Source organism: Flavobacterium frigidimaris, from assembly GCF_002217275.1.
GTDB classification, from domain to species: Bacteria; Bacteroidota; Bacteroidia; order Flavobacteriales; family Flavobacteriaceae; genus Flavobacterium; species Flavobacterium aquidurense.
In genome coordinates, this window is record NZ_MUGV01000018.1 from 174,685 (window position 1) to 191,998 (window position 17,314).

Sequence of the window (17,314 nt, forward strand, 5' to 3'; positions counted from 1 at the left end):
ACCATACGATTTCCCCAAATCATTTTTTTTATTACCTCAACCTGCATTGACCTTTTTGGCAAATAGTAGTAACGTAAAATGAAAAAAAAATGAAAAATTTTACTCTGACAATCTTTTTAATTTCCTGCTTTATTGTTTCTTCCTTTGGATTTTCGAAGGATAAAATTCTTTTGGAAAATAAGAAATTTGCTTTTTTTATTCCCAGTAGTGCTGGTAATAAATATGCCGTCCCTGTCATCAGCGATGCAACTGTATTGGCCTTCTTCAAAAAGTATTCTCAATTAAAAGAGTATCAAAACGATGTTTCAACGCTTTACAAAGACAGATCCTACAAGTCAATCTGGTACGAGGGCAATGACATCAACGAATTTGGGCATTTGATGTATCAAAAACTGAACTCTACTTACGAACAAGGTGTTCAGGTCAGAATTCCGTATAAAGATAAAATAGACGAAGTTTTTAATGAGGAATCAGATAAAAAGATTTCAGAGTCGGATACTGAGCTTTTATTGAGTTCCATGTATATCCTTTATGCAAAACATGTTTTTCAGGGAATGGATGCCGCTGAACAAAATAAAATCGAATGGTACTTACCAAAGAAAAAACTTTCTTATGAGACTTTATTAGATTCTATTGTTACCAACCCCAATTTATTGGATGAAAATAATCATGTTCTTTTTAGTCAATATTACAAACTTCAGAATGTTTTAAAAAAATACAGGGAAATTGAAAAAAACAACACCTGGAAAACCATTACAATGCCAAATCCATACAAAGACTTAAGACCAGATGATACGGGAGTTACGATTCAGGATGTCAGAACACGACTTTTTGTGATTGGTGATTTGGCGCAGGATTCTAAAAGTAATTTTTATGATCAGGAATTAATGGATGGTGTAATGAAATACAAACTTCGCCATGTACTCACTCCAAATTATATTATTAACAAAGAGCATATTAATCAAATGAATGAGCCGGTAAGTGATCGTATCAAAACTTTGATGCTCAATATGGAACGCTGTCGATGGATTCCGCCAACATTAGAAAATCAGGAAGAATATGTGATGGTTAACATTCCGTCGTTTAGGCTGTATTTTGTCCGAAATGGAAATTACGATGTTGTATCTAAAGTTTTCATTGGTACTCCATTAACCAAAACCGTCATCTTTAGCGGACAGATAGATCGCATTGTTTTTAGTCCGTATTGGTATGTACCGTCAAGTATTATTAAAAATGAATTACAGTTAAAAATGGCCGAAGACAAAAATTATCTGGCGGATCATAATATGGAATGGAATGGCGGAAACGTAAGACAAAAGCCCGGTCCTGAAAACGCTTTGGGACTTGTGAAATTTATGTTTCCAAATCCAAACGATATTTATATGCACGACTCCCCTTCTAAAACCTTATTTGGTTTTGAAAAACGCATTTTCAGTCACGGCTGTATCAATGTCGAAAAAGCAAAAGAACTTGCCGTTGCCATGATGAAAGATTATCCTGACTGGACGATTGACAAGATTAATGCCGCTATGAGTGGTGAAAAAGAAACGCCATTCAAACTAACTAAAAAAATCCCAATCTATATAGGCTATTTCACTGCCTGGGTAAGCAAAGAAGGTGATATTGGATTTTTTCCTGACGTTTATGAACGTGATGTTAAACTTAACAGTTTGCTATTTCCTCTGGATACGGGGTATAAGACGGCTAATAATTAGTTTTTAGAAAATAGAGTCAAGAATAAAGAGTATAGAGTATAGATTATAGATTATAGAGTATAGATTATAGAGTATAGATTGAAGAGTATAGAGTATAGAGTATAGAGTATAGAATATAGAATATAGAATATAGAATATAGAGTATAGAGTATAGATTGTAGAGTATAGATTGTAGAATATATAACCTCCAAAAACATGATTTTTGGAGGTTTTTTTATTTTTGGGGAACACAATCTTCTGAGTATTTTTTAAAAATATAAGGTGTTACTGCTCTTAGTGGCTTATGATTTATGGGATGGTTCCCGTGAGTATTAAAAAATTCCACGATATTATTACTCTTAGAATACCAAATAAAAGCATTTCCATTTTTATTGAAACAGTTAGTCGTATCACATACTTTGACTTTTCTAAAATCTAAAAGATCTTTATTTAATGGAATTACAATATTTAAATCAGGTTTAGGTTTTATACTGCAATCCACAATTTCATAATGATCTTCAGACCATTGCATACAATTCTTTTTTATGAAAGCAAAATAGATAATTACTGCTATTAAACAAAAAAGAACCCCAACAGTTATCATAGCAGGTTTTGATTTATTAAACAATTTTTCTAAAAGTTTGTTTTTACGAGATGATTTCTCCATTTCCTCGTTCTGACCTATAGATTTTTCACCTTGATCTTCAAAAAAGGTATCTAATTGCCTTTTTTCATCCTCACTAACTATTTCCGAATCAAAAGAATTATCAATTGACTGCTTGGTTTTAATAATAGTTTCTTTTTCGAACTTTCTATAAGGTCGTAATTTATAATCTACTAAAATTGCTGCGAAATCAATTGTTTCATCAGTTGGCGATTCTGTCTTTCCGATAAAAAAAGCTCTAATAGGTTTTAATTTATCCGTTTGTTCTTTTAGTTGATTCTTTCTAGTAACGCTAAACTCAAAATCAAAAAAAGATTGAAATGCATTTAAATCATCTTTACTCGTATTTTCTTTAAATCTTTCCCAACACAATTTTCTAAGATTAGCTTGTGTAGGAGACATTAAAAAATTGGAATAATCTCCTGATTTTTCAATCTCGTACTTTGCTTTTATAGCTTTTTTATATTCTTCTGAAGTAATATTATACATAGGCTTTTCGGATTTTTTCGGATTTCCATTTCGGATTTTCCCGGACTTCTTATGAAATGTCCGGACTTTAAAAAACTATTTCGGAATTCCCGGAATTCCTTATCAATACAGGTTTGTAAGCGTCAGATCTTTGCCATATCAAAATTAGTTATTGTTCGATATCGCGATAAGAACAAATGTACAAAACTAGTTCAACCAAAAAGTATGGAAAACCGTAAGACGGAGTTTATCCGGGAAGTATAGATAAAATCTTACTGTTCTACATACTTCACTTCCCAAACAAAAATTCAAAAAACATTCCGCAGGGTCCGGTATGAAAATCAGCACGAAAACTTCGATTTCATTATCGAACCGGCTGATCTATGTCAAATTTTTAACAAAGAAGTAAGATGAAAAAAGTTTATATATTAGCGTGTTTATTGGTTGCCAATGGGGCATTCGTATCTTGTACAAATGATGATGAAACATCAGATAACAAGTCTGCAACTGAAGTAAAAAAGGAAATCAATCCAGCAACACCATCCTATGCTGATGGTCCAGGTGATATTCCAATCAACCCACCTCCACCACCAAAAGATGAATAAAAAAAATCAAGTTTAAAAACAATTAATTTGTATTTTCGGGGAAAGTAAGTTCTATGCTGCGATCCCCGTTTTTTTATTTTATTTTTTTAGTATTTCTCTTTTCATGCAAAGAGAGACCTACTCTAACTGCGAATGAAAAAATTATAAAAAAAGAAGCCGGAAACTTTAGAGATAAAGGAATTGAAACCTATCAGCAAACAAACTTCGATAGTTCTTTTTACTATTTTAATAAATCCAAAACACTATATGAAAAAACTACAGACAGTGCAAATATTGTCTATGTTCTTTCGCAAATGGCTAATATACAGCAAATCAACGGCGATTATTACGGAAGTCGGGAAACACTTACAGAAGCATTGCCGTATGTTAAAAAAAGAGATATATACACCGCTACTATCAATAATTTTTTTGGAATAGCAGACAAAGAGTTGTCGAATTATGATGATGCTATTTATTATTATAATGAAGCATTGAAAGATTGTGATGATGTTATATGTAAACAATCTATTTTAAACAATATTTCTGCTGTTAACATAAAACAACAAAAATATAATGAGGCCATAAAAATTCTTGAGGCTATTACGAAAACTTCAGGAGAAAAATACGAAAACAACAAATTACGCATGATTGATAATTTGGGTTACGCTTATTTCAAAAAGGGATTAAATGAAAAAGGGCTTTTATTGATGCAAAATAGCGCCAATCTTAGAAAAACTTTTATTGACGATTATGGAAGCATAGAAAATAATTTACATTTATCGGAATATTATTCTGAAAGCAAACCTCAAAAGTCTAAACAATTTGCCTTAAATGCATATCAAACAGCAACAAAAATGCATAGTGTTGATGAACGTTTGGAAGCTTTATCTCTTTTAATGATTAATAATTCCTTGAGCAATAATACCGTTTACATTAAAACATTCATTCACTTAAATGATAGTATTCTTAAAGTTAGAAACAATTTTAAAAATAAATTCGCAAAAATTAAATACGATTCGAAAAAGGAAAAAGACGAAAATGAAAAATTGCGTTTAGAAAAAGCAGAGAATTTACTATTGTTGCAGGAGGCTAAGTATCAAAAAATATTCTTTTTGATTGGAATTATAGCGCTTTTTGTGATTCTTATATATTCGAGAAAGTATTACCAAAATCGAAATCGAATTGGAAAAATTAAAACAGCGTACGATACCGAAACCCGAATTGCCAAAAACATTCATGATGAACTAGCCAACGACGTATTTTATGCCATCACTTTTACACAAACACAATCTTTAACAAAAGAAGAAGTAAAAGAAACCTTATTACAAAAACTGAATCATATTTATACTCGTGTTCGCGGAATCTCTAGAGAAAATAATACTATTGAAACCGGAGCAAATTATTCAATTCACTTAAAAGAAATGGTTTCTACCTATAATAGTGATAGTACAAATATTATTATTAATAGTATCGAAAAAGTAAATTGGGATATCATTGATGATATTAAAAAAATTGCAATTCACAGGGTTCTTCAGGAATTAATGGTAAATATGAAAAAACACAGCGAAGCTTCGTTAGTGGTTTTAAAGTTTGAAAGTACCGCAAATACTATCACAATCAATTATACGGATAATGGAAAAGGCTGCGAAAAAAATCAAATTATAAAGAACGGTTTACAAAATATGGAAAACCGTATTCTGGCAATAAAAGGAACTATTACTTTTGACTCTGAACCAGAAAAAGGATTCAGAGTAAAAATATCAATGCCTAAATAAATGCCTTATGTTTAAAAAAGTACTAATAGCCGAAGACCTGGATGCCATAAGTTTAGGAATTGAGCAAGTCTTAAAAGATTTAAATATTGTCGATTTTCAACATTCCAAATTTTGCGATGAAGCATTTCTAAAAGTACTTGCTGCTATTAACAAAAATGAACCGTTTGATTTATTAATTAGTGACCTTTCATTTAAAACAGATCATCGTGAGGCAAAAATTGCCAGCGGCGACGAACTGGTTTTAAAAGTTAGGGAATTGCAGCCTGATATAAAAATTATCGCTTATTCAGTCGAAGATAAAAATTACAGAATTAAATCTCTTTTTGATAAGGCTGAAATCGATGCTTTTGTTTTAAAAGGCCTTAACAGCATTGAAGAATTGAAAAAAGCAATTCATATTACCTCAACTTCAGATCAAAAATTTATTTCGCCCGAAGTTGCTTCTGCACTTCAGGAAAAAAACAATTTTGAAATAGACGATCTGGATATTCAAATCTTAAAACATTTATCATCCGGAACGCCTCAAGATGAAATCATACAAATCTTTAAAGACTTAGGAATAAAACCCAACAGCAAAAGTGCGATGGAGAAAAGACTTTCTAAACTAAAGGATTTTTTCAAAGCAAATAATACCGTACAATTAGTTTTTATTGCAAAAGATATGGGGATTATTTAACCTCAACTGCAGTATAATTTTCAAAGCTCCTTCGGGGGCTTTTTTTATTTCTAAAAACTAATAATTTTTCAGATTATGGATTTCCGTAAAATACTGGTTTTAAATAGGATTAAGTTTGGCTGTTACAAAGATTTATTCAATGAAAGTCAAACAATTATATATTGGTCACATCTTCACATTATGTAGTGGAAGTTTAATATATATCTTATTTAGAACACCAAGCTTAAGAATGTTTTTTTGGTTTGAAAAACTTCATTTTTTAGATTTCATAAAAAGCTTAAGAAGTTTCACAATCACTAACGTAAACAATTTTCCGGATTTTGTTTTATACTCTTTACCAGATGGCTTATGGGTATTTTCATATGTAAGTTTTATTCTGTATCAATGGGAAAATAAAATTAAATCTGAAAATCTTGTATGGATTTTTATCATTCCAATAATTTCAATTACATCTGAATTAGGACAGATAATTAAAATAGTTCCTGGCACATTCGATATTACAGATTTACTCATGTATTCACTGGGAACGCTTTTGCCTTTTTTAATCTACCACAAATCAATAACTATAAATTTAAAACACGTATGAAAAGAAAAGTACAACATTTATTTTCTGCATTAACTTTTGCAGGATTTATATTCATCGCATTTGGAAGTGGTGATGATGTTAAAGACGATGCTTCTATTGAAGCATTAGCAAATGAATCAATAAGTTCTACTACTCAAGATAAAACAGAAAGTATTCCAGATCAAATTACATACTTAAAACGAGAAATTATATCAATAGATAAAGGTGTAGACTTTTCATCTTATAGAAGTACAGTCGAAGCGACTCAACTAGAATTAGTTCTTTTTGCAGCATGGGCAAAGACTATTAATGAGGCATTAACGTCACATAATAGCGAAGTACGAACTTTAGGTAAAGAGCTTGAAAACAAAGTAAAAAACATTCAAATTAAAGAATTTCCCATTTTAAGAAAAGCTTATCAAAAAGCTATTTATCAAAAGTTATGGGAGGAAAATATTGAGACTGAAGTGATAGGGAAGAAATATAAAACCATCCAATTTACGGGTGGCTATTTTGCAAATAATGGTAATAAGGCCCAAACACAAGAGGCTTTAAGTGAAGCATTAAAAATGTTTCGATTTACTAAAGTTAATTACAAATGGTACAAATATGATGATGAATATACTTATTATGAAATGGATTCACCAAATGATTCAGAATTAATGAGTTTTAAATAGAAAGAAATATTAATCAATAAATATTAATCAAAATGGCAAATTTTACAAGCAATGATTTACTTTTCACAGGATACTCTAAAACTGTAGATGGAGGAGATAATCCGAAATATAGAGGTGTACTTGATCGAGAAAAAGTTGATAAAACAGAAGAGTATGAAGTAGTTTATTTCTGTAATCAGTTCTTATCAAAATATAACGTTCCTCAAACTAAAGAAAGTTTTCAAAAAGTAGAAAGGTTACTTCATAATAAAGAATTAAAACAAGAAAATTTAAGAGCAGATCTAATAAAATGGATCGCGAATAATTGGAATACGATTAGCTAAAAACGATCATTAGTTTTTTGGGTTTCAAAAAGAAATAAACTTGGAGTCTAACTACGATTAAATATTAATAAATCCGAAAATTCTCCAAGTTAGAAAAACTCTCTATAATTCCTATAAATTATTCCCGTATAACTACGCATTTTTAAAACTCCAGTTCCAATTACTTTTATCGGGTTATGCAATTCTATACACCAAGCCTATGCTAAAAAACTACTTGCTATCATTTTTCTTGGTAACTATTGTTTCCTGCAAGAAAGCAGCTGCTCCACCTCCTCAAAAGATAAATACTTTTTATAAGGAGGTAATTACGGCTGATGATCGAAAAACTATTACTCCGGAAGAAGCTAAAACGTATCATGTAGATAATATTTATCAATACAAATACAGAACAGGGAATTCTGGACATTATGAATACAATTATGATGTAAAAGGAATAAACAGCGTTGGTGATTCTGTTTTTGGAAACATTAACGTCGCCGGAAAATATGGTGCAGGAATATTGAGAAATGATTCCATTGCTGATCTTGAAATTAATACCGAATGGATCTCTTTTGGGAAATTAAAAGCAACTGATAAAAACGGAAATGAATACCAATTAATAACCGAGTAAATAAAACGCCCCAAATGAAATATACCTTACTCTTTTTATTTATTTTCCTGACCTCTTTTCATCGTGTCGAGACCAAAGTGTATATCTGCGGTCCGACGGGTGCTAAAAAATACCATTACAACGAAAATTGCCGTGGTCTTACAGCCTGTCGTCATGTCTTAACCAAAGTATCGCTTTCGCAAGCGCAAGGCTACAGATTAACACTTTGCGGCTGGGAAGACTGACCTCTTTTTGCTAACACATAAATCTCTTAACATTTTCATAATCTTAGCGTTACACTCAATTCACATTAGTTTTATTAATTTGATTAAAACTAAATATTATGAAATTCTTCAATCTAAATTTTCTGGTTTCATTCAAAGAATGGCTTTTTTTAAGAGCAATGCATTCTACTTTCCTTCACTAATAAATTTATTAGTTTAAAAATAAATTTATAGTTTAAAATAAGGAAAGCCAATTGAATGAATAAAGTTGAGAAGTCATTTTTACACAAAGACCAATTTGGACAAGATTTCTTGTGGGGTGTTTCAACCGCTGCTTTCCAAATTGAAGGGGCTCATGATGCCGACGGAAAAGGTTCTTCGATCTGGGATGTTTTTACTTCTCAAAAAGGAAAAGTCAAAAACGGCCATCATGCCATAACAGCTTGTGATTTTTATAATTCGTACCAAAACGATATTGATCTCATAAGCCACTTAAATATTCCGAATTTTAGATTTTCGATCAGTTGGCCCAGAATAATGCCTACTGGAACGCACCCGATAAATCAGGCTGGAATTGATTATTATAATAAAATTATCGATTCATTACTTGAACAAGGTATTGAACCCTGGGTAACACTGTATCATTGGGATTTGCCTCACGCACTCGAAGTAAACGGCGGATGGACCAATCGCGATTCGGTTTCCTGGTTTTCAGAATATGTAGAAATCTGTGCGAAACACTTTGGTGATCGTGTCAAAAACTGGATGGTCATCAATGAACCTTCTGTTTTTACCGGAGCGGGTTATTTCCTGGGAATTCATGCTCCCGGAAAAAAAGGGATTACCAATTACCTAAAAGCCATGCACCATGTAACGTTGGCTACAGCTGCAGGCGGAAAAATACTTAGAGAAAAAGTCGCAGATGCTAATATTGGAACCACTTTCTCTTGTACGCATATCGAGCCTTTTTCTCAAAATGCAAAAGATATTGAAGCCGCTAAACGTGTTGATACGTTACTGAACAGAACTTTTATTGAACCTATTTTAGGAATGGGTTATCCTCAAACTGATTTGGCTGTACTCAAAAAACTGAACAATTATATCAAAGAAGATGACGGCAACAATCTGGCTTTTGATTTTGACTTCATCGGATTGCAATGTTACACCAGAGAGGTTGTAAAAGCATCGTTATTAACTCCCTATATTGGTGCCGAATTAGTCAGTGCCGAGAAAAGAAATGTCCTAGCAACAGACATGGGTTGGGAAGTTTACCCTCCTGCCCTATATCATATTTTAAAAAGGTTTAATAGTTACGAGAACATCCGCAAAATAATAATTACAGAGAATGGCGCCGCTTTTCCGGATATTGTTACCAATGGAAAAGTTTACGATATCAAACGCACACACTTCATTCAGGATCATTTAGAACAAATTCTAAAAGCGAAAGAAGAAGGCTTAAATGTCGATGGTTATTTTGTCTGGAGCCTTACCGATAACTTTGAATGGGCCGAAGGTTACAACGCTCGTTTCGGATTAATTCATGTTGATTTTGAAACACAGAAAAGAACAATCAAACATTCCGGTTTATGGTTTCGCGATTTCTTATCTTAAATAAAGGTTCTGATAAACTTAAATAGCAATCTTATGGAAATCAATTGGCCTATCATTTCAGCAATCGTAATTGGAGTTGCTTTATTAGTTTTTTTTCTAATAAAACAAAATAAAAAAGACCGCAAAAAGATCGAAGAAGAATTAAACTACACTCAGGAATCTGAAGAAGTAGAGATTAATAATGATCATAATTTGTAAAAGTTTTAAAAGTGAATCTTTAAAGTCCATATAATCGCATTTATAAAAATGTAATTTCACTTATTTTTCTTCGAAATACTTGCTGTAACAAGTTTATATGAGTTAGTTACAAGCTCTTTAATCAACTCCTCAGAGACATCTCCGTTAAAAGCAACACTTATCCAATGTTTTGGGCTTAGATTAAATGGTTTGTCAATACCTAGATATTCTTCCCTAAGTTCATTTATGAGCTTTGGGTCACATTTTAATGTACAACGATCAAACTTATCAAGGTCGAATAAACAAAACATCTTCTTGTCCACATAAAATACGAGTATAGACTTGGAACTTTTGAAGAAACCCTCGAACGGCATGGCTTCCCTCGTATCAGGGAATGACAGACAAAAATCTCTAAACTCTTCTACATTCATATAAAAAGTGATTTAACATGTTTAAGCAAATGCTGAAATTTTAAAGATACTCGTTTAAAATTAGAACATCAATCTTGATAGTCTATGAACTTTGCCTTTCAAATTAGACCATTTTTTGTAGACTGAAAAATGATTGCCTTTACGTTTATTTGTAAAGCCATTTTCTAATTAACCTTGTATAATTAGGCATTAGCAAATAAACCATTATAAAAACTACAACACCGGAGATAAAAAATGAATTAATAAATCTGTTTTCCGGAAGATTTAAAATTTTTAAAATGGGAAGCACTAACAAAGGGATAAGAATGGATAACGGATAAATAGCCGACCACGTAACCAAATATTGTTTCCAGCGAGCGGGAACTTTTGGTTTTTCACCTTCATTTGCAAAAAGAAAATCTAAGCCCGATTTAATGCGATATTGATCCTCTTTAGACAATAGCGGTTGTGCTTTTATAATTAGATTTTTTCTTTCATTTGACTCCATCCATTTTGTAAGGTTTTCAACGGTGTCAAATCGTATGATCACCGTATAATCAAAAGTCAAATTCGGAATAGGGCGAATTATTTGGTAATCAATATTACCAGTAAAACTTCTGCAAATTGGGCCAATCTCATTTAGCCAATTTTCATATTGATTTTGTTTTCCCTCTATGACATAATGATTTATTACTACTGTTGCCCCTTGATCTTCCATAAAAAGTATGTATTTGATTTGTGTGTTTTCGTTAAGTTAAGACCTAGCGTTCTTATCGTAGCTGTTATCACTAGTATTTTATTCATCTTCGTTCAGTAGTTTTAATAAATCTTTAGGCATACTAATCAATAAGCCTTTTTCCGATTGTTCAGTTGGAAAAATTTGAATTTCATCATTATGATACCAATAGAAATTTGTTGTTATATTTCCTGGGTCTTCATTGTAAAACTGTTCAATTGTCGGGTCGAGAATTTCTATAAGTGCTAATAATTCTCCATTTTCAATTGGATGTGCATATGCAGTTCCCTTTGTGGGAATCGCTATTAATGTTCCAAATTTTCCAATGGAATAATCTGCTCTGTTTTCTAAATCAAGCATTAATGAAGCCGAGAAGTCACCACTAAAGAATATAAAGACGGTATATTTTTCGCCAAATTTATACTCTTTTACCTCAACTTTATTTTCAGGCAAGTTTTCAATTGCAATTTCAAATAATTCATGTTCCAATTTTTCCCATTCTATTATTTCATCTTTTCTGATATAGTGAAATTGTTCTTCAAATTCAAGTATTAAAAATGTATTAGTCTTAGGGAAGTCAACTCTATGAACATAATTTTCCACATGATCACCAAGATTGAATGTGTCTTCTTTTAATAAAACTCTTAAAAACTGACTTGCATATTCAAAATCTTTGTACAGATAATTTAATGCTGATCGATTGGGTTTTAACTTGTCAAAATGTTCGTAAACTAACTGGCTCCAAATTGTTTTTTCATAACTTGCTAATACACGAACCAAATTGTCCAAATAACGATGTTGTTCCTCTCCCTCAATGTCTGTGACAATTTCACCCTCATCAATTTTTGAAATAATTAATCCGTTATCTTGATGGTATTTTATACAGATTTCTAAAATTTCATTGTATTCATCTTTAGTGATAATTCCATTATACATTTCAGGAAGTTGGTACTTCTTTTGTTTTTTGAAAATGTCAAATAATCCCATTAAATTCTGTTTGTGAGTTTTTTTTAAAAAATGCATTATGTAAATCTGCCAAATTATCCTAAATAAAAACCAAATTCCTATTAAGCCACTTTCTCAAATCCGTTGTAGTAGTTGGTCGTGGCTCTTTTTTTATTTAGGTTTAGTATATTCTATCTGCACGCTATTTCCATACATTTTATAAATTTGATAAATTGCAAATACTAAACCTATTACTAAAATAAAACTGTTTTGGATTCCAACAAGAAAAGAAATGATAATAATTATTATAAAAATAAATATTGACGGAATTATTTTCTGAATTCTGGTTAAATCTTTTTCCGTTTTCTCTAAAATCAAAAAAGGTTCAATCCCTGAAACAAACCTCAACATCATGTTATTGCTAAAGAAAATTAATCGAAATGATTTTAATTTGGTTTCAAGTTGTACGTGTTCGTCTAAACTATTAAAATTAATTTTCAATATTCCTTCAACCTTTATTTCAATCAGATTCTTATCTGAATACCTTTCATTTTTAAAATGCTCCATAGAAAAGTATTTTTTCTGCGATAAATAAATGTGATTTTTTATAATCAAAAGGGTCTCATAATTTTCTAGAAAAAAGATATCATCTAATTCAAAACTCATGCTTTCTAATTGATTTATGCGTAGCACCAATATTCTGGTACGATAGCGTATTTGGAAACTAAATTAAGCTTATTATTTGGCTTCCATAGCTTTATATTGTCAATCTAAATCGAATAAGATTTGGATTATCTTCAACTTTATCATCCAATTTCTTAAAATTTAATTTTTGAAGAAGTTTAGTTGAGCTTTGATTGTCTTTATGTGTTAGTGCCTCTATCGTTTCTATTTCAAGTGTTTTACTGGCAAATGCAATAACCTTCTTCGCTGCTTCGGCCATAATTCCCTGACCTTGATATTCAGGAAGAAGCTCATATCCAATTTCACATTTCTTTAAATCACTTGAGAAATCAAACAAACAAATTGTACCCATTAGTTTGTCTTCGCCTGTCTTTGTAATTGCCCAATAAAAAAGTTCTTCGCTTTCATGATCAATTATATTGTTAATGAAATTTAAGGCATCTTCTACTGATTTGCTTGGCTTTCTGTCAAGAAATTTATTTATTTCTGTGTTCGAGCGTAATTGCAATATTGCTGCGGCATCCTTTTTTGAAAGTTTCCTAAGGGTGAGCCTTTCAGAAGTTAATATTCGGGAAGTTTGCAGGTTGCCGTTCATTTTTTGTTTTTTCAGGATGTTTCTTTGCGCAACAGCTCAAAATCAACTTTCTATTAAGTCAAATACCCAAATGTCTAGTATCTGGTTGTAATATTTTTTTTCATTAATATATAAAAGTCGTCTTTGGCATTTTGGTTTCAAAGTCCAAAATTATTTTTTTATCAATTTTGTTACCATCTATTGTAATTGATTTTAGTCGCTTCATTTTAAGCAAATTATCAGGAAGTTTAGTCAATTCGTTTTCGTATAAATTTAACTCTTCCAAATTATTAAGTAATGAAATTTCACTTGGAAGTTCTTTGATATGATTAACGCTTAAATGGATAGTTTTGAGTTTTTCACATTTGGAAAGCTCTAAAATGATGCTTTTAGTATCAATTTTATCCTGTCTAATATATCCAAACGTTTCTAAATTAGATAGTTTATCAAATTCTATATTTAAATTTTTAATTTGATTATTACCTAAATTTAGTTGTCTAAGATTTTTAAATCGATGAACCTTCGATAAATTGTTTGTAAAGTCAAATTCAAACATACTTGTTAAGTCGAGTTCTTCGATGTTTACATTATTTTCATAAAATGCCTCCGGAAAAGTTCTAATGTCATTCCACCAAATATCTAGCGTTTTAAGTTTTCTAAGTTTAGTAATTTCAATTGGAAATATTTTAAAATTATTCATTCCAATATTTAAAATTTGGAGGTTTTGCAGTTCTTCTAAATTATTTAGTTCTGTTAAATTATTTACAGAAAGATTTAATTCTTGTAGATTAGACAATTTGAAGATTATTCTTGGGATTTTATTCAAATCGTTTTCTGATAAATCAACACGATAAACCAGTTCCAGATTTTTTGGCAAACTATCTAAATTTTTATATATTTTTTTATTTTGTAATTCACTTAACGGCATTATTTTTTCTTCTTGCTTTTTGTTACAAGAAGTGAGTATAGTTAGAAATAAAAATATTGTCGCTATTTGATTTTTCATAAAATAACCACCAACTTATTTATATGTGTAAAATAAATCATCTCTCAACGCAACCTAAATTTATACTGCTGTTTCAAAATTCCAATATGAATCTTGCCATTCTCTTTTAAGTGCGCGGTCAAAAGAATATATTTTTCTTCGGGATACTTTATGTCATAACTAAAGATCGTGTCTTTTACTTTAACCTGAAGCAGATGTTTTCCCTCCCCTGATGTTGACAAGGCTACTGTTTCATAAGAAAGCATTGCAGTTGTTGCTTTTAAGTTAATTTCCTGAACTTTCTTTTTATCCAGAAGTACTTCGAGTTTTAATTTATCAAGTTTCATATTTGTTGGCTGTTCAAACGACACAACATATTTTTTACAACCGAAAGCACATAAAATAAGTAGTAAGGATAGAAGCTTTTTCATAAAAAATGATTTTAGTTACCAAAGATCAAAATCTACTGTAATATTTTATAAATATAAATAATTTTATTACAAGTCAATTATCGGCAAAACACGTTTTATAGTTTTAGAAAGTAATAATGCAGATTTTTAAAATGATAAAAAAGTTACTGCAACAACAGCTGTAAACGGCACAAAAACGGACCTCTTTTGTCCTAATTTATAAATCAGGACTCCTGAATTATAAATCAATTCCGGTTTAAATCGGCCCCATCATAGCTTTGTAAAAATTTTAATTCTAAAAGTTTATGAAAAAAATCTTCTATTTTATCGCAGTACTATTTTTACCTGCTTGTTTATTGGCACAAACAGAAGAAGAGGCAGCTGTAAAAAAATGCATTCAAAATTACCTTGACGGTACCTCGTACAACAAACCGGAATGCATCGAAAAAGCGTTTTATCCTGATGCCAATTTGTTTTTAAGCCATAAAGACAAGGAGTTATGGATTGTACCCATTAGCGAGTACACGACATGGTTTAAAAAAGACAATCAGGGACAGTTTAATGGTCGAATGGGTCGTATTATTTCAATTGATTTATTTAACAATATCGCCCTGGCCAAAGCAGAAATAGTAATACCAGCCAAAAAAATAGAATTCATCGATCTTTTTTTACTCAAAAAAATTCAGGGCGAATGGAAAATAATCAGCAAATCTGCGGCCAGTAGGAGTAGTAATAAATCAGGACAGCAAATTCTGTTTATTGTTTCTAATGCTCATTATTATGGCAAATCGACAATAGGTACAGGCAATAGTTTTGCTGAAATAGTAAACGCCTACAATACTTTTAAAACAGCAGGATACAACGTCGATTTTGTAAGTCCGGATGGAGGAAGTATTCCACTCGCCTATATCAATACCTCTGACACTTTACAAAAACAATATTTATTTGATCCGGATTTTATGTATGCTATAAAAAACACTAATAAACCAGAAGAAATTGATTCAAAGAATTATAAAGCGGTTTATTACGTTGGTGGTGGAGCCGCGATGTATAATGTACCTGAAAACAAGCAAATTCAAACTATTGCATTAAAAGTATATGAAGAAAATAAGGGTGTTATTTCTTCTGTTTGTCATGGAACCGCAGGAATTGTAAACTTAAAAACAAATGATGGCAAATATTTAGTCGCGGGAAAAAAAATTAGCGGTTACCCTGATTCATTCGAACAACAAGATGCAGACTATTTTAAGCACTTTCCGTTCTTAATTCAAAAGACGGTTGAAGAAAGAGGTGGTATTTTTAAGTTTTCTAAAGGCAACGTTTCACATGTAGAGACGGATGGAAGAATTGTTACCGGGCAAAATTTTCAATCCTCAGGCGACGTCGCTTTAAAGATTATAGAAATATTAAATGCTACAAAAACAAATAATGAATTATAATGTTGGGTGATTTACAACAATAAAAAATGGCAAGCCTGTAAAGTAAAAAAATACAGGCTTTTTTTATCCTCTTTCGGTTAATTAGCACCTCGAAAATCCCACATTATTTCCTTGCATTAAGCAGTCAAAAAAAAATTAAAAAAACAGGGTTTTTTGAGTAAAAAAAATCGTTATTTCCTTGGTATTTATTAGGTTAATCGATTTATTTTTCTTATCTTTATAGTATAAATAACAGATCATATATGCCGAAAAACAAACTATTTCTACTCCAAAATTACTCCTTAAAAAATTATTCTTTTTACTTCTTTATGCATTTTATTTTTCAAAAAAATGCTTTTCATTATCGTTTAGAAACTTCGCTTTTTAATCTTTTTTCTGCACAAAATATAAAAGCGCAGAAGACATCAAAGCGACAGCTCCAATTCCTACCGTAATTATTTTTCGTGGGTATATCTTCTGACCTATTTTTTTAGAAAATATAGCTGCAAAATCAAACAAAAGATTTCCTTTTTTAGGATGCTCTTTCGACTCCTCATGTTCATTTTTAACTAAACGCTCTACTACTATGGCTTCTTTCTCTATTTCAACAACTGCATTCTCTTTATGCGCAATTTCAATTTGTTTTGCTTCTTCGATTCTACACTTTTCATTAAACTTTTTAAAAGGGCGTGGTTGAAAATCAACTATAACCGCTGCGAGATTTATTGCATCAATATTCAATGGATCTGTTTCGCCTTTAAAGAAAGTTTCAATAGGCCTGAACTTGTCTTTTTGTTCCTTAAACTTATTTTTTTTGGTATGATCAAAATCCAGGCAAAATAAATTTCTAAAAACATTCAAATCGTCCTGCGTTGGGTTATTCTCGAAAATAAGCCAGCACAAGTCGCGGAGTTTTCCGCGGGAAGGATTGTACAAATAATCAAAATGTTCTGCTTCTTTCTCTGTCTCGTATTTAATTTTAATCGCTTTTTTATATTCTTCTAAGGTATGATGCATGGTGTTTTTTAGGATTTTTTGGGATCTCGTGAAAACGTAAAAATTCTGATAATTCTCTATAAACAAGGACTTCAAAGCACCTTTATTTTACCATAGAAATTAACTCAC

20 protein-coding genes are annotated in these 17,314 nt (G+C 31.1%); 11 read left to right on the forward strand and 9 right to left on the reverse strand.

Annotated features, from left to right (window positions below):
• Positions 1 to 89 precede the first annotated feature (89 nt).
• Positions 90 to 1,715 (forward strand): L,D-transpeptidase family protein, encoded by a 1,626-nt coding sequence (locus tag B0A65_RS11305; protein WP_074658947.1) that lies wholly within the window; start codon positions 90 to 92, stop codon positions 1,713 to 1,715.
• A 214-nt stretch (positions 1,716 to 1,929) separates the two neighbouring features.
• On the opposite strand, the gene B0A65_RS11310 is transcribed toward B0A65_RS11305, so the two are convergent.
• Positions 1,930 to 2,847: a hypothetical protein gene (locus B0A65_RS11310; protein ID WP_074658951.1), complete on the reverse strand. Its 918-nt coding sequence runs from the start codon at positions 2,845 to 2,847 to the stop codon at positions 1,930 to 1,932.
• A 389-nt stretch (positions 2,848 to 3,236) separates the two neighbouring features.
• On the opposite strand from B0A65_RS11310, the gene B0A65_RS11315 reads away from it, so the two are divergent.
• The 9 genes from B0A65_RS11315 to B0A65_RS23270 all read left to right on the forward strand — a co-directional run bounded on the left by B0A65_RS11315 (position 3,237) and on the right by B0A65_RS23270 (position 10,048).
• Positions 3,237 to 3,431, forward strand: a complete 195-nt coding sequence (locus B0A65_RS11315) for a hypothetical protein (protein WP_074658953.1) — start codon at positions 3,237 to 3,239, stop codon at positions 3,429 to 3,431.
• 293 nt (positions 3,432 to 3,724) lie between these two features.
• Positions 3,725 to 5,185 carry a tetratricopeptide repeat-containing sensor histidine kinase gene (locus B0A65_RS11320; RefSeq protein WP_317044607.1) on the forward strand — a complete coding sequence of 487 codons (1,461 nt, stop codon included), beginning with the start codon at positions 3,725 to 3,727 and terminating at the stop codon, positions 5,183 to 5,185.
• Positions 5,186 to 5,192: 7 nt separating this feature from the next.
• A complete protein-coding gene (locus B0A65_RS11325) occupies positions 5,193 to 5,861 on the forward strand; it encodes a response regulator (protein ID WP_074658957.1) in 669 nt (222 codons plus the stop codon).
• 139 nt (positions 5,862 to 6,000) lie between these two features.
• Positions 6,001 to 6,447 (forward strand): hypothetical protein, encoded by a 447-nt coding sequence (locus B0A65_RS11330; protein WP_074658959.1) that lies wholly within the window; start codon positions 6,001 to 6,003, stop codon positions 6,445 to 6,447.
• Positions 6,444 to 7,103: a hypothetical protein gene (locus tag B0A65_RS11335; protein WP_074658961.1), complete on the forward strand. Its 660-nt coding sequence runs from the start codon at positions 6,444 to 6,446 to the stop codon at positions 7,101 to 7,103. Before B0A65_RS11330 ends, B0A65_RS11335 begins: the two co-directional genes overlap by 4 nt.
• 32 nt (positions 7,104 to 7,135) lie before the next feature.
• Positions 7,136 to 7,426 (forward strand): hypothetical protein, encoded by a 291-nt coding sequence (locus tag B0A65_RS11340; protein ID WP_074658963.1) that lies wholly within the window; start codon positions 7,136 to 7,138, stop codon positions 7,424 to 7,426.
• A gap of 199 nt (positions 7,427 to 7,625) precedes the next feature.
• Complete coding sequence (locus B0A65_RS11345) at positions 7,626 to 8,036, forward strand: hypothetical protein (protein WP_074658965.1); 411 nt, start codon at positions 7,626 to 7,628, stop codon at positions 8,034 to 8,036.
• A 461-nt stretch (positions 8,037 to 8,497) separates the two neighbouring features.
• On the forward strand, positions 8,498 to 9,850 hold the full coding sequence (locus tag B0A65_RS11355) for a GH1 family beta-glucosidase (RefSeq protein WP_074658969.1): 1,353 nt from the start codon (positions 8,498 to 8,500) through the stop codon (positions 9,848 to 9,850).
• Positions 9,851 to 9,883: 33 nt separating this feature from the next.
• Positions 9,884 to 10,048: a hypothetical protein gene (locus tag B0A65_RS23270; protein WP_207556423.1), complete on the forward strand. Its 165-nt coding sequence runs from the start codon at positions 9,884 to 9,886 to the stop codon at positions 10,046 to 10,048.
• 56 nt (positions 10,049 to 10,104) lie between these two features.
• On the opposite strand, the gene B0A65_RS11360 is transcribed toward B0A65_RS23270, so the two are convergent.
• The 7 genes from B0A65_RS11360 to B0A65_RS11390 form a co-directional block, all read right to left on the reverse strand.
• The gene (locus B0A65_RS11360) at positions 10,105 to 10,458 is read right to left on the reverse strand and encodes an MmcQ/YjbR family DNA-binding protein (RefSeq protein WP_074658971.1); all 354 of its coding nucleotides are present in this window, start codon (positions 10,456 to 10,458) and stop codon (positions 10,105 to 10,107) included.
• A 145-nt stretch (positions 10,459 to 10,603) separates the two neighbouring features.
• A complete protein-coding gene (locus B0A65_RS11365) occupies positions 10,604 to 11,155 on the reverse strand; it encodes an antibiotic biosynthesis monooxygenase (RefSeq protein WP_074658973.1) in 552 nt (183 codons plus the stop codon).
• A gap of 78 nt (positions 11,156 to 11,233) precedes the next feature.
• A complete protein-coding gene (locus B0A65_RS11370) occupies positions 11,234 to 12,160 on the reverse strand; it encodes a hypothetical protein (protein ID WP_123890326.1) in 927 nt (308 codons plus the stop codon).
• A gap of 129 nt (positions 12,161 to 12,289) precedes the next feature.
• Complete coding sequence (locus B0A65_RS11375; RefSeq protein WP_123890328.1) at positions 12,290 to 12,685, reverse strand: hypothetical protein; 396 nt, start codon at positions 12,683 to 12,685, stop codon at positions 12,290 to 12,292.
• Between the two features lie 190 nt (positions 12,686 to 12,875).
• Positions 12,876 to 13,397: a GNAT family N-acetyltransferase gene (locus B0A65_RS11380; RefSeq protein ID WP_074658979.1), complete on the reverse strand. Its 522-nt coding sequence runs from the start codon at positions 13,395 to 13,397 to the stop codon at positions 12,876 to 12,878.
• A gap of 103 nt (positions 13,398 to 13,500) precedes the next feature.
• On the reverse strand, positions 13,501 to 14,382 hold the full coding sequence (locus B0A65_RS11385) for a leucine-rich repeat domain-containing protein (protein ID WP_074658981.1): 882 nt from the start codon (positions 14,380 to 14,382) through the stop codon (positions 13,501 to 13,503).
• Positions 14,383 to 14,426: 44 nt separating this feature from the next.
• A complete protein-coding gene (locus B0A65_RS11390; RefSeq protein WP_074658983.1) occupies positions 14,427 to 14,792 on the reverse strand; it encodes a hypothetical protein in 366 nt (121 codons plus the stop codon).
• Positions 14,793 to 15,076: 284 nt separating this feature from the next.
• Here B0A65_RS11390 and B0A65_RS11395 point away from each other — a divergent pair, with 284 nt between their 5' ends.
• A complete protein-coding gene (locus B0A65_RS11395; protein ID WP_074658985.1) occupies positions 15,077 to 16,210 on the forward strand; it encodes a nuclear transport factor 2 family protein in 1,134 nt (377 codons plus the stop codon).
• Positions 16,211 to 16,573: 363 nt separating this feature from the next.
• Here B0A65_RS11395 and B0A65_RS11400 read toward each other — a convergent pair whose 3' ends face one another.
• The gene (locus B0A65_RS11400; protein ID WP_074658987.1) at positions 16,574 to 17,206 is read right to left on the reverse strand and encodes a hypothetical protein; all 633 of its coding nucleotides are present in this window, start codon (positions 17,204 to 17,206) and stop codon (positions 16,574 to 16,576) included.
• Between the last annotated feature and the right edge of the window lie 108 nt (positions 17,207 to 17,314).

Excerpts from the sequence above, each read along its gene's own strand:
- B0A65_RS11305 (WP_074658947.1), top strand. The coding sequence starts at position 90 with ATGAAAAATTTTACTCTGACAATCTTTTTAATTTCCTGCTTTATTGTT.
- B0A65_RS11310 (WP_074658951.1), bottom strand. The coding sequence starts at position 2,847 with ATGTATAATATTACTTCAGAAGAATATAAAAAAGCTATAAAAGCAAAG.
- B0A65_RS11315 (WP_074658953.1), top strand. The coding sequence starts at position 3,237 with ATGAAAAAAGTTTATATATTAGCGTGTTTATTGGTTGCCAATGGGGCA.
- B0A65_RS11320 (WP_317044607.1), top strand. The coding sequence starts at position 3,725 with ATGGCTAATATACAGCAAATCAACGGCGATTATTACGGAAGTCGGGAA.
- B0A65_RS11325 (WP_074658957.1), top strand. The coding sequence starts at position 5,193 with ATGTTTAAAAAAGTACTAATAGCCGAAGACCTGGATGCCATAAGTTTA.
- B0A65_RS11330 (WP_074658959.1), top strand. The coding sequence starts at position 6,001 with ATGAAAGTCAAACAATTATATATTGGTCACATCTTCACATTATGTAGT.
- B0A65_RS11335 (WP_074658961.1), top strand. The coding sequence starts at position 6,444 with ATGAAAAGAAAAGTACAACATTTATTTTCTGCATTAACTTTTGCAGGA.
- B0A65_RS11340 (WP_074658963.1), top strand. The coding sequence starts at position 7,136 with ATGGCAAATTTTACAAGCAATGATTTACTTTTCACAGGATACTCTAAA.
- B0A65_RS11345 (WP_074658965.1), top strand. The coding sequence starts at position 7,626 with ATGCTAAAAAACTACTTGCTATCATTTTTCTTGGTAACTATTGTTTCC.
- B0A65_RS11355 (WP_074658969.1), top strand. The coding sequence starts at position 8,498 with ATGAATAAAGTTGAGAAGTCATTTTTACACAAAGACCAATTTGGACAA.
- B0A65_RS23270 (WP_207556423.1), top strand. The coding sequence starts at position 9,884 with ATGGAAATCAATTGGCCTATCATTTCAGCAATCGTAATTGGAGTTGCT.
- B0A65_RS11360 (WP_074658971.1), bottom strand. The coding sequence starts at position 10,458 with ATGAATGTAGAAGAGTTTAGAGATTTTTGTCTGTCATTCCCTGATACG.
- B0A65_RS11365 (WP_074658973.1), bottom strand. The coding sequence starts at position 11,155 with ATGGAAGATCAAGGGGCAACAGTAGTAATAAATCATTATGTCATAGAG.
- B0A65_RS11370 (WP_123890326.1), bottom strand. The coding sequence starts at position 12,160 with ATGGGATTATTTGACATTTTCAAAAAACAAAAGAAGTACCAACTTCCT.
- B0A65_RS11375 (WP_123890328.1), bottom strand. The coding sequence starts at position 12,685 with ATGGAGCATTTTAAAAATGAAAGGTATTCAGATAAGAATCTGATTGAA.
- B0A65_RS11380 (WP_074658979.1), bottom strand. The coding sequence starts at position 13,397 with ATGAACGGCAACCTGCAAACTTCCCGAATATTAACTTCTGAAAGGCTC.
- B0A65_RS11385 (WP_074658981.1), bottom strand. The coding sequence starts at position 14,382 with ATGAAAAATCAAATAGCGACAATATTTTTATTTCTAACTATACTCACT.
- B0A65_RS11390 (WP_074658983.1), bottom strand. The coding sequence starts at position 14,792 with ATGAAAAAGCTTCTATCCTTACTACTTATTTTATGTGCTTTCGGTTGT.
- B0A65_RS11395 (WP_074658985.1), top strand. The coding sequence starts at position 15,077 with ATGAAAAAAATCTTCTATTTTATCGCAGTACTATTTTTACCTGCTTGT.
- B0A65_RS11400 (WP_074658987.1), bottom strand. The coding sequence starts at position 17,206 with ATGCATCATACCTTAGAAGAATATAAAAAAGCGATTAAAATTAAATAC.